The 9,960-nt window shown below is 71.5% G+C and carries 12 protein-coding genes; 6 read left to right on the top strand and 6 right to left on the bottom strand.

Features of this window, described 5'->3' with window-relative positions:
- Positions 1 to 11: 11 nt before the first annotated feature.
- The 3 genes from H5411_RS44780 to H5411_RS44770 form a co-directional block, all read right to left on the bottom strand.
- The gene (locus tag H5411_RS44780; protein ID WP_183127813.1) at positions 12 to 1,538 is read right to left on the bottom strand and encodes a catalase; all 1,527 of its coding nucleotides are present in this window, start codon (positions 1,536 to 1,538) and stop codon (positions 12 to 14) included.
- The gene (locus tag H5411_RS44775; RefSeq protein ID WP_183127811.1) at positions 1,535 to 1,975 is read right to left on the bottom strand and encodes a Fur family transcriptional regulator; all 441 of its coding nucleotides are present in this window, start codon (positions 1,973 to 1,975) and stop codon (positions 1,535 to 1,537) included. Before H5411_RS44775 ends, H5411_RS44780 begins: the two co-directional genes overlap by 4 nt.
- Before the next feature lie 62 nt (positions 1,976 to 2,037).
- Positions 2,038 to 2,673 (bottom strand): TetR/AcrR family transcriptional regulator, encoded by a 636-nt coding sequence (locus H5411_RS44770; protein WP_183127809.1) that lies wholly within the window; start codon positions 2,671 to 2,673, stop codon positions 2,038 to 2,040.
- Positions 2,674 to 2,742: 69 nt separating this feature from the next.
- Between H5411_RS44770 and H5411_RS44765 the strand changes: the two genes are divergently transcribed.
- The 3 genes from H5411_RS44765 (at position 2,743) to H5411_RS44755 (ending at position 4,261) form a co-directional block, all read left to right on the top strand.
- Positions 2,743 to 3,009, top strand: coding sequence for a hypothetical protein (locus H5411_RS44765; protein ID WP_183127807.1), 267 nt, complete (start codon positions 2,743 to 2,745; stop codon positions 3,007 to 3,009).
- Entirely contained in the window at positions 3,006 to 3,149 is a 144-nt protein-coding gene (locus tag H5411_RS44760; RefSeq protein ID WP_183127805.1) for a hypothetical protein, read from the top strand. Before H5411_RS44765 ends, H5411_RS44760 begins: the two co-directional genes overlap by 4 nt.
- A 158-nt stretch (positions 3,150 to 3,307) precedes the next feature.
- A complete protein-coding gene (locus H5411_RS44755; RefSeq protein ID WP_183127803.1) occupies positions 3,308 to 4,261 on the top strand; it encodes an alpha/beta hydrolase in 954 nt (317 codons plus the stop codon).
- A gap of 418 nt (positions 4,262 to 4,679) precedes the next feature.
- Here H5411_RS44755 and H5411_RS44750 read toward each other — a convergent pair whose 3' ends face one another.
- The 3 genes from H5411_RS44750 to H5411_RS44740 form a co-directional block, all read right to left on the bottom strand.
- Positions 4,680 to 5,783 carry a helix-turn-helix domain-containing protein gene (locus H5411_RS44750; RefSeq protein ID WP_183127801.1) on the bottom strand — a complete coding sequence of 368 codons (1,104 nt, stop codon included), beginning with the start codon at positions 5,781 to 5,783 and terminating at the stop codon, positions 4,680 to 4,682.
- A 22-nt stretch (positions 5,784 to 5,805) separates the two neighbouring features.
- Positions 5,806 to 6,273 (bottom strand): HNH endonuclease, encoded by a 468-nt coding sequence (locus H5411_RS44745; protein ID WP_101438905.1) that lies wholly within the window; start codon positions 6,271 to 6,273, stop codon positions 5,806 to 5,808.
- Positions 6,274 to 6,523: 250 nt separating this feature from the next.
- Positions 6,524 to 7,405 carry a LysR family transcriptional regulator gene (locus tag H5411_RS44740; RefSeq protein ID WP_183127799.1) on the bottom strand — a complete coding sequence of 294 codons (882 nt, stop codon included), beginning with the start codon at positions 7,403 to 7,405 and terminating at the stop codon, positions 6,524 to 6,526.
- Positions 7,406 to 7,474: 69 nt separating this feature from the next.
- Here H5411_RS44740 and H5411_RS44735 point away from each other — a divergent pair, with 69 nt between their 5' ends.
- The 3 genes from H5411_RS44735 to H5411_RS44725 are packed head-to-tail and all read left to right on the top strand — an operon-like array spanning position 7,475 to position 9,733.
- Complete coding sequence (locus H5411_RS44735) at positions 7,475 to 8,341, top strand: EamA family transporter (RefSeq protein WP_183127797.1); 867 nt, start codon at positions 7,475 to 7,477, stop codon at positions 8,339 to 8,341.
- 53 nt (positions 8,342 to 8,394) lie between these two features.
- A complete protein-coding gene (locus tag H5411_RS44730) occupies positions 8,395 to 9,306 on the top strand; it encodes a hypothetical protein (protein WP_220818309.1) in 912 nt (303 codons plus the stop codon).
- 52 nt (positions 9,307 to 9,358) lie between these two features.
- The gene (locus H5411_RS44725; protein ID WP_244194810.1) at positions 9,359 to 9,733 is read left to right on the top strand and encodes a hypothetical protein; all 375 of its coding nucleotides are present in this window, start codon (positions 9,359 to 9,361) and stop codon (positions 9,731 to 9,733) included.
- Positions 9,734 to 9,960: the final 227 nt, after the last annotated feature.

Genomic DNA, 9,960 nt, shown 5'->3' with positions numbered 1-9,960 from the left:
CAAGCCGTGCTTTACGCCTTCCGCTGCATGCTCTCCCGCGCCGGGTTGGCCTGCTCGGCCGCCTTCGGGTCCTTCTCGTTCTGCTTCGCACGCACGCCGGACTCGACGCGGTCGCCGAGGTCCTTGTCCACGTTGTGCCAGTACTCGAAGGCTCGCTTCAGCACCGGTTCGGTCACCCCGTTCAGCAGGTGCCCGACGATGTTGTCCACCAGCCGTTCGCGCGCGGCGTCGTCCAGCACGTCGCGCACGAGCGTGCCGGCCTGGCCCCAGTCGTCGTCCTCGGCGTGGTCGACGTAGGCCGAGCGGACCATCTCGCCGTCGGCGTGCCAGCCCGCGGGCGTGCCGTAGCGCTCCGTGTCGGCGCGCGGGCCGCCCTTGGAGTTCGGCGCGTACACCGGGTCGGAGACCTTGGCGTAGCGCATCGAGCCGTCCTTGCTGTAGCTGTGCACCGGCGCGACCGGCGCGTTCACCGGCAGCTGCTTGTAGTTCGCGCCGATCCGGTACCGGTGCGCGTCGGCGTAGGCGAACAGCCTGCCCAGCAGCATCCGGTCCGGGCTGGGGCCGATGCCGGGCACCAGGTTGTTCGGCTCGAACGCCGCCTGCTCGATCTCGGTGTGGTGGTCGGTCGGGTTGCGGTCGAGCGTCATCCGGCCGACCTCGATCAGCGGGTAGTCGCCGTGCGGCCACACCTTCGTCAGGTCGAAGGGGTTGAACCGGTAGGTCTTCGCGTCCTCGAACGGCATCACCTGGACATGCAGGGTCCAGCTCGGGTAGTCGCCGCGCGCGATGGCCTCGAACAGGTCGCGCGTGTGGTAGTCGGTGTCCGCCGACGCCATCTGGTCGGCCTCGTGCTGGGTGAAGAACTCGATGCCCTGGTCGGTCTTGAAGTGGTACTTGACCCAGAACTTCTCGCCCGCGGCGTTGACCCACAGGTAGGTGTGGGAGCTGTAGCCGTTCATGTGCCGCCACGTGCGCGGGATCCCGCGGTCGCCCATCAGCCAGGTGACCTGGTGCGCCGATTCGGGGGACAGCGTCCAGAAGTCCCACTGCATGTCGTGGTCGCGCAGATTGCTGTCCGCGCGGCGTTTCTGCGACCGGATGAAGTGCTGGAACTTCAGCGGGTCCTTGATGAAGAACACCGGCGTGTTGTTGCCGACGAGGTCGTAGTTGCCCTCGGGGGTGTAGAACTTGAGCGCGAATCCGCGCGGGTCGCGCCAGGTGTCCGGGCTGCCGCGTTCGCCCGCGACCGTGGAGAACCGGGCCGCCATCGGGGTTTTCGCGCCCGGCTGGAACACCGCCGCCTTGGTGAAGCGGCTGACGTCGCTGGTCACCTCGAAGTGCCCGAACGCGCCGCTGCCCTTCGCGTGCGGCTGCCGCTCCGGCACCCGTTCCCGGTTGAACTGCGCCATCTGCTCGATCAGGTAATGGTCCTGCAGCAGGATCGGGCCGCCCGGGCCGAGCGTGAGCGAATGCTCGTCGCTCTCGGCCGGGATCCCGGAGTCCGTGGTGGTCGCCGGGGGTTTCGGTTCTTCAGTCATGTCGCGAGCTCCTCGTGGTGGTCGGAAACGCCGGAGCAGTCCGGGCACAGACCCCAGAAGACGACCTCGGCCTCGTCCACGGCGTACCCGTGCCGGTCGTCCGGCGTCAGGCAAGGGGCCTCGCCGCGGACGCAGTCGACGTCCTCGGCCCGGCCGCAGCGGCGGCACACCACGTGGTGGTGGTTGTCGCCGGTCCGCCGTTCGAAGCGCGCCGGATGGCCGGACAGCTCGATCCGGCGGACGAGCCCGGCGTCGCCGCACGCGGCGAGCACGTCGTAGACCGCCTGGACCGACACGCTTCCCAGGCTTTCGCGCACCCCGTGCACGATCGCCTCGACCGTCGCGTGCGGATGCTCGCCGAGCCAGCGGAGCACGGCTTGCCGCGGCTTGGTGACGCGCAGGCCCGCCGCCCGCAGCGTCGCCGCCGAGTCCGGCATCGGAGTCCTCCCCGGGATCTGGAACCGCTCCAGTTGCCCCGGCTACCCCGTCTCCGCGGCGCTCACACGTGGGTGTCACCCGCCGGCCGGATGAGCTCGGCGAGGTGCGCGCGAAGAATGGCGACGCATTCCTCCGCGGAGGTGAGGTCCGGCTGCAGCACGGCCCGGAACGCGATCCCGTCCAGGAGCGCGGCCAGCCGGGGCGCTTCGACCTCGGGGTCCTTCGGCTCGAACCGGCCGCTGCGGGCTTGGGCGTCGAGGATGCGGCGCGCGAGCGTCACGGTGCCCTGGACCGCTTCCCGGGCCAGGTCGTCCAGACCCGGGTCGGCGCGCGCGGCCATCAGGAACTCGACCAGCACGGTCACCTCGGTGCGCCGCCGTTCGTCCAGCGGCAGCAGCTCCGAGAGGAACTCGGTGAGCTGGTCGACAGCCTTGTCCGGCGGCAGTTCCGACAGCGAACCCATCTGCTCGCGGCGTTCGACGAGCCGCGCGGTCGTCCGGTCGATGGTCGTGCGCATCGCGAACCGCATCAGCTCGTGCTGACTGTCGAAGTAATGCCGCACGGAGCCGATGTTCAGGCCCGATTCCGCGGCCACCGCGCGCAGCGAGACCGCGTGCAGCCCGCCTTTCGCGGCCAGCCGCAGCACCGCGTCGGCGATGTGCGCGCGCCGCCGTTCCCCGTCCACCACTCTCGGCACTGGTCCTTTCTATCACAGCCGTGATACTGTTCGTTTAGTATCACAAGTGTGATGGAAAGGGGGTGCACCGTGGAGACGGTGCTGAACATCCTGCTGATCCGGTTCGGCATCATCGCCGGGATCGTCGTGGTCGCCGGGCTGGCCGGGTTCGCGCTGATCGTTTCGCTGCGGCGGCGCGGCAAGGGGGAGCGCGTGCGGGAAGGCGCGGCGATGCTGGCGAAATCGGCGGCCAGGGCGATGGACCGGCGCGGGGCGCGGGGAGTGCGCGGCGAGGTCGTGCGTCACGCCGCCCGGTGGCTGGACGAGGATCCGGACCGGAAGCGGTCCGGCCGGTGAACCCGGTTCTGCTCGCGGACGGGCACGAGATGCTGCAGCACCTCGTGCACGATCTGTTCGTCAAGGGGCTGATCGTGCTGGGCGCGGTGCTGGTGGCGGTCATCGGCGTGGTGGTGATCTGGAAGAAGGCGGGGCGCTGAGGGCGGGGCGGCCCGGGAGACGGCGTGGGGCGTCTTTCCGGGCACTGGTTTCGCCACTCGGCGGGGTGACCCGGCGCGGTACGCGACACGTGGCGGTGCCTCCCGGGGCCGGGATTTCGGCACGATGGGGTCTTCCCCTGGAAAACGGAGGCCCGCCGATGAGTTATCCGTTCGATCCCGAAATCGCCGCCGCGATCCCGATGCTGCCCGACGTCGACATCCTCGACGTCGCCGCCGCGCGGGCGGGCATGGCCGAGCTGATCGCCTCGATGCAAGGCGACGTCGACGAAACCGGCGTGACGACGCGCGACGTGGCCGTGCCCGGGCCGGAGGGCGCACCGGACGTCCCGGTCCGCGTCTACACCCCCGATCGCGTCGCGACGAAGGCGCTGGTGTTCGACATCCACGGCGGCGGTTTCGCGCTCGGCGACCTGCAGGTCGACCACGCGGGCAACGTCGAACTGGCTCGGGACCTCGGCGTGGTGATCGTGTCGGTCGAGTACCGGCTCGCGCCGGAGAATCCGTACCCGGCCGGGCTGGAGGACTGCTACGCGGCGCTCGAATGGTCGGTCAAGCACGCGGACGAACTGGGCATCGACCCGGAGAAAGTGGTGCTGTACGGCGTGAGCGCGGGCGGTGGTCTGGCCGCGGCGCTGGCCCTGCTGGCCCGCGACCGGGGCGGCCCGGCGGTCGCGTTCCAGTTCCTCGCGGTGCCGGAACTGGACGACCGCCTTGAAACCGGAAGCATGCGCCAGTTCGCGGACACGCCGATGTGGCACCTGCGGGCCGCCGAGGCGAGCTGGGACTACTACCTGGGCGGCCCGGGGAAGCGCGGCGGCCCGGACGTCGAGGTTTATGCGGCACCGGCACGGGCGGCTGATCTCTCGGGATTGCCGCCGGCGTACGTGTCGGTGATGGAATTCGATCCGCTGCGGGACGAGGGAATCGCTTACGCACAGGGCCTTTTGGCCGCGGGAGTGCCTACGGAACTGCATTTGTTCCCGGGGACTTTCCACGGCTCCGGGGTGATCCGGCACGCGACGGTGAGCCGCCGGGAAGCCGCGGAGCGACGGGCGGTGCTGGCCAGGGTGCTCGGGGTCGAGGCGAGCTGAGGGCTGGCTCCGCCGCCCTCGACGGATGCGGCTGGAATCGCTGGCTCAAGCCGATTCCAGCCGCGTTCCCTGGCACCGAGCCGGGCTTCCCCAGTGCGGACTTTGGATCCTGCGGCGTGGAGCCGGTCGAGCCTGGGCGTGCGGGCCGCGAGCAGCGAGACGAGTTCCAGTACCCACCGAGGCGGAATCCCGTTGCCGCAGACCAGGTCCTCCAGCCGCTGGTCGTGACGCAGCACCAGCACCCGTCTACCCGGTGACGCTTTGCCCCACCGGGACCCGGCCCGCCTGCGGTGCTTGCGGGCTGCCTGCCTTCACGACCGTCCGCATCGGCACGGGAAGGGTGCTCCGGCCCTCGGTTGTTTGCTGACTTACCTCCGTGAACCCCGCCGCGCCGCGCCGTACGCGGGGCCTCCGCCCCTCAACCGGATTCCGCCAACCTCCGTGCCGCCAGCGCCAGTCGTGCCCGGAATCGTCCCGCTGTATCGTCCAGCGACCATCCCAGCGCGTCCTCCACGTGAGCCAGCCGCGCCGCCACCGAACTGTGGTGCCGGTGCAGCGCCACCGCGGCTTGGCGCAGGGAACCCGTGCGGCAGAAGGCTTCCAGCGTCTCCAGGTCACCGCTCTCGGCGAGCGCGTTCAACGCCAGCACGTCCGGCTGCGCGCGCAGTCGCTCCGCCGGGATCTCCGCCAGCAGCGTCACCGCGCCGAGGTCTTCGTGCACGATCAACGGCCGCGACGGTGCCGCGAATCGTTGGGCCAGGCGGGCTTGCAGCCACGAGCGCCTGGCTTCAAGACTGTTGACCGCGTCGCCGACACCTACCCGGACGGTGTCGGGAAGCGTGCGGTCTTTGGCCCGCAACGCCAACGTTTCGCGCAGCGTTGAGACGACCGAATCCGGACCCTCGCGCGGCTGCAGCACCACCGCGGCCACCCCGCCGACCACCGCCACCCGCGCGCCGAGCGGCTTGCCGCGGGCGACGAGCGCGACCGCGTCCGCACCGGCGTCACGCTCGGCCCCCGAAGCGACCGCCACCACGCGCAGCGGACGCGCGGTGTCCAGGCCGAGCAGCGTCAGCGCCCGCGCGCGGTCCTCGTCCGCCGCCTGCTCGCCCAGCACCAGTTCGACCAATGCCGGGTCCGCCAGGTGCGGCGCGGCGGGCGGCGGCTCGACCGGGTTGAGCACCTTCGCCGAGATCGCGAGCCGTTCGAGCACCAGGACGTCGAGCGGGCCCGGCTCGCCTCCGCGCTCCAGCCAGACCCGACCGGCTCCGTCGAGGTCCACGACGACAGCGTCCGGCGGCACCGGACCGTCGCCGCCGGGTTCGCCGGTCGGCCGGTACCGAAGCACCGTTCCGTCGACCCGGCGAATCCCGGCGACGCATTCCGCGAGGAAGGCCGTGGCGCGCAGCAAATCCGGCAGCGATGCCCGGCGGGCGATCAGCTCGTCGAAATACGCGATGACGCGCACCGCCGTTTCCGCGCCGGAATCGACCGCCGAAAGCCGCAGCAGCAAGCCCTTCACGGCGTCCAGCCTACCGCGAGTCTCATGTGGACAGTCCGGTCAGCGGATGCAGCTCCTCCCACCGCGGGACACGCGGCGGGAACCGCAGCGTCAGCCCGGCTTCCGCGGGCGTGCGGTCGGCCTTGCGCGCGTTGCAGCTGCGCGCGGACCCGCCGCAGGCCGCGACGGTGTTGAGCCAGCTCGTACGCGCGCCGCCGCGCGAAACCGGCGTGATGTGGTCGACTGTGGTGGCCCGGCGCCCGCAGTAGGCGCACGTGTGCCGGTCGCGCCGCAGCACACCGGAACGGGACCAGCGCGGCGGCCCGGAATATCGCCATTTCATCACGACGTAGCGCAGCAACCGCACCACCTTTGGCCGCGGGAAGACGCCGAGGTCCGGCCCGTCGCTTTCGTGGACGACCGCGACCTCGCGGACCAGCATCCGGATGGCATGGGGGAGCGAGACGGTGTGCAGGGGCTCGTAGCCGGCGTTGAGAACCAGGACTCCCATGGCGACGGGCACCTCCTTCCGGGCGAAACGGGCCGCGAACGCAAAAGCCGCCCGACCGGTTCTCCGGCGGGCGGCTCCTCGCTCACGGCGTGGCGGGCCACGTCATGGCGCGGAGCCGGGAATGCCCGATAGGCGCATGCATTCGGTGCGGTGCGGCATTCCGTGGATCCTTTCGTGGCTGGACGGCTTCATCATTGTCGCCGCGCGCCGCCCCGTCAACGGAAAATGATCGGTCCGGTTTACGCGGGGATTACCGGTGGCGCGCCGAAGCGGTTTCCCGTTTCGCGCGGTACAGCTCGCCCAGCAAGGCCACCGCGGCGTGCGTGGCCGGATGCGGATCGTGTGCGCGCCAGGCGAGCCGGACCGGCACCGGCGGGGCGTCGCGGACCCGGCGGTACACGATGCCGTCGCGGCGGTACTGCGTCACCGTCGAATGCGGGGTGACGCCGACGCAGCGCCCGGTGGTGATGGCGGCGAGCCAGTCGTCGACGTCGTGCGTCGGCTCGATCCGCGGGCGCGACTCCGGCGGCCACAGCTCGGCGGAAGTGGTGCCGGTGCGCGGATCGACCACCAGCAGCCGCGACGCGAGATCGGCGAGCGTGACGGTGCGGCGGCGGGCGAGCGGGTCGTCGACGGCCATGGCGCAGTAGCGGTCCTCGTGGCCGACCGTCGCGTGCGCGAACTTGCCCGACGGCACCTGATGCCGCACCACCGCGAGATCGACCAGCCCTTCCGCCAGTCCGGCGGTCGCGGTGTTGGCGCGCACGAGCAGCAGTTCGACGTCCGGATACCGAGCGGCCCAACGGCGCTGGAACTCCGCGGTGTGCCGGCCCATCGCCGACCACGCGTGGCCGATGCGCAGCCGCGTGTGCCCGGTGGTCGCTTCGCGGACGAGATCGTCGGCCTCGGCGAGCAGGTGCCGGGCGCGGGCGAGGACCTGGACGCCGGCGGTCGTCGGCTCGAGGCTCCGGCTGGTGCGGTGCAGCAGCTGCACGCCGAGAACCCGTTCCAGCGACGCCAGATTACGGGACACGGCCGCCTGCGAGACGCCGAGTTCGAGCGCGGCGTCGGTGAACGTGCCGGCGTCCACGATCGTCACGAGGCAGCGCAGCTGACGCAGCTCTAGATCCATACGTCCAGCGTATCGCTTTTGCGGTCAATGCATTTTGCGCATGGATCTGCCGGACGCATGCTCGACCGCATGGCGACTACGGAACTGGCTCCGCGAACGCGCGGCGACGCCCGGGCGGCCGGTGCCGCGATGCTGCTCGGAAGTGCGTTGTCGAACCAGGTCGGCGCGGCGACCGCGGCGCTCGCGTTCCCGGTGCTCGGCCCGCCGGGCGTGGTGGCGGTCCGCCAGTGGGTGGCGGCGGTGGTGCTGCTGGCCGTCGGCCGGCCGCGGCTGCGGACGTTCACCGCACGGCAATGGCGGCCGGTGCTCGGCCTGGCCGCCGTGTTCGCGACGATGAACCTGTCGCTCTACACCGCGATCGACCGGATCGGCCTCGGCCTGGCCGTGACGCTCGAATTCCTCGGCCCGCTGGCGATCGCGCTGGCCGGCTCGCGGCGCCGGACGGACCTGGCGTGCGCGGTGGCCGCCGCGGTCGCGGTCGGCGCGCTGATGCGGCCGCGGCCGAGCACCGACTACCTCGGGATCGGGCTCGCGCTGGTCGCCGCGTTGTGCTGGGCCTGCTACATCCTGCTGAACCGGACCGTCGGCCGTCGTCTCCCCGGGGCGGCGGGGTCGGCCGCCGCGGCCGGGGTGTCCGGTCTGCTGTACGTGCCGATCGGGGTGTTCGCGATGCTGCAGCACCCGCCGACGCCCGGCGCGCTCGCGGCCGCTCTTGCCGCGGGGCTGCTGTCGTCGGCGCTGCCGTTTCTCGTCGATCTGGTGGCGTTGCGACGGGTTCCGGCGCAGTTCTTCGGGGCGTTCATGAGCGTCAACCCGGTGATGGCCGCGCTCGTCGGGCTCGTGGTGCTGGACCAGCGGCTGGACGCGGTCGCGTGGGCGGCGATCGGGGTGATCGTGGCCGCGAACACGGCGGCGGTGCTGCGGCGGGCCGCGTAATTGTCGGTGGGGCGGGATAACGTAGGCGTCGCTGGCAAGGAGGTGTGGCAGGGGTGCGGATCGCGGATCAGGAGTGGCCGGCGACAGTCGTGCCCGCCGACGCGCGTGAACGCGCCCAGGCGACGGGCGTGCTCGTCCGCCGCCTGGGCTGGGTGTCCGAGCGGCTGACCCGGGAGGAACGCGACGACGTCGAGCGGCAGCTGGAGTTCTGGTACTCCCACGGGTACTGCCCGGACGCGCTGCTGATCGCGATGAGCGCGTTGCCGGACGGGACGCGCCAGCGGCCGCGGCGGTCCGGCGAGAAGCCGGGCGACTTCCTGCGCTCGCGGATGAAGGCCTGGTTCGCCGACGAGTCCGCGGCCGACCTGAGCGAGGTGCGCGAGCCGCCGCGGCGCGGGCAGACCTTCGAGGCCTGGCTCGCGAACCGGCGCAAGCAGGTCGCTGACGAAGGCACGTACCAGCGGCGCTCGCGGCTGACCGACGCGGGCGAGCGGGCTCGGGCCGAGGCTCGCTCGATCGCGGCGTCCCGGAGGAAGGATCCGCTCGCGCGCGTGCGCGAGAGTGAACGTCGGCGAGCCGCGGCGTTGGAGAGTCTGCGGGTGGTCGGCGAAGCGGTCGAGGTGCCACCGCCGCCGGCTGAGACGCGTGCGACGCCGCGGATGGTGGCGTCGTTCGCCGGACGGCAGGCGTTGGCCGCGCAGTCGCCGCAGGTGCTTCGGATCGTCGAGCGGTTGCGTGCGGAGAAGCGGGGGCCGTCGGCGGCGGAGCTGGCGGTGCTGCGCAACGCGGTTCGCGACGCGCATCACTATGCCGGGCTGGGCACGCTGGAGGCGGTGAGCGCGGAGGTCAACGACGTGGATTCGCTGACGCCGGACGGGCAGCGGATCAAGGATTTCCTCGCGCGTGCCGCAGATGATCGCCTGCCGCTGGACGCGACTGTGCGGTTGCTTCACTCGATGCGGTGAGCTGTGCGTGTCGGGTCACCCGCGGCGGGGAGGGTGTCTCCAGACTCGCCCGGTGACGAACACGTCGATGGACGATGCCGGACGCTGTCTGCTTTCGGTGGCGTGGAATATCCGGACGGGCGGTCCGCGGGCTGATCCTCGAGCGGACGCGGTGCGGGAGCGATTGCGGACGGTGTGCCGGGGGCTGGGGCACGCGGCGTGCCGGTTCGCGGCGGGCAACGGCGGCGGGGACCCGGTGCCGTTGTTGCGGTTGGCGGATCGGGCGTATGAGATCGACACTTTGCTGTTGCTGGTGGGGACGTCGCTGATCCCGGATCCGGGGCGGGATTGGCGGTGGTGGGGGGAGATTGAGCGGTTGGTGGCCGAGGTGGACGGGATGGTGGGGGAGGCTTCGGCTGTGTTGGGCGGGGTTTGCGTTCCTGTCTGAGGGGCTGCTCGTCGCCCTGGCGGGCGACATTGCAGGTGGGTGTGTGCGTGGGGCACCCCGAAGTTTGATTGTGCTGACGGTTCGGGGGTGCTTGTCAAGGCGGGAAAGATGCCTTGACAAGCACCCCCGAACCGCAGAGAAGGCTTCGTATCGGGGTGCGGGGGAGGGGCTGGGTGCCTCGATGCGTTGGGTGCATCGGGCTGCGGTTTGGTGCGGGGTGGATTGGG

This window comes from Amycolatopsis echigonensis, assembly GCF_014174495.1.
Taxonomy (GTDB): domain Bacteria; phylum Actinomycetota; class Actinomycetes; order Mycobacteriales; family Pseudonocardiaceae; genus Amycolatopsis; species Amycolatopsis echigonensis.
Note: the sequence above shows the minus strand (reverse complement) of the source record. Positions and strands in the feature narration are given on the sequence as shown.

Coding starts and splice junctions, on each gene's coding strand:
- H5411_RS44780 (WP_183127813.1), bottom strand. CDS start 1,538: ATGACTGAAGAACCGAAACCCCCGGCGACCACCACGGACTCCGGGATC.
- H5411_RS44775 (WP_183127811.1), bottom strand. CDS start 1,975: ATGCCGGACTCGGCGGCGACGCTGCGGGCGGCGGGCCTGCGCGTCACC.
- H5411_RS44755 (WP_183127803.1), top strand. CDS start 3,308: ATGAGTTATCCGTTCGATCCCGAAATCGCCGCCGCGATCCCGATGCTG.
- H5411_RS44745 (WP_101438905.1), bottom strand. CDS start 6,273: ATGGGAGTCCTGGTTCTCAACGCCGGCTACGAGCCCCTGCACACCGTC.
- H5411_RS44740 (WP_183127799.1), bottom strand. CDS start 7,405: ATGGATCTAGAGCTGCGTCAGCTGCGCTGCCTCGTGACGATCGTGGAC.
- H5411_RS44735 (WP_183127797.1), top strand. CDS start 7,475: ATGGCGACTACGGAACTGGCTCCGCGAACGCGCGGCGACGCCCGGGCG.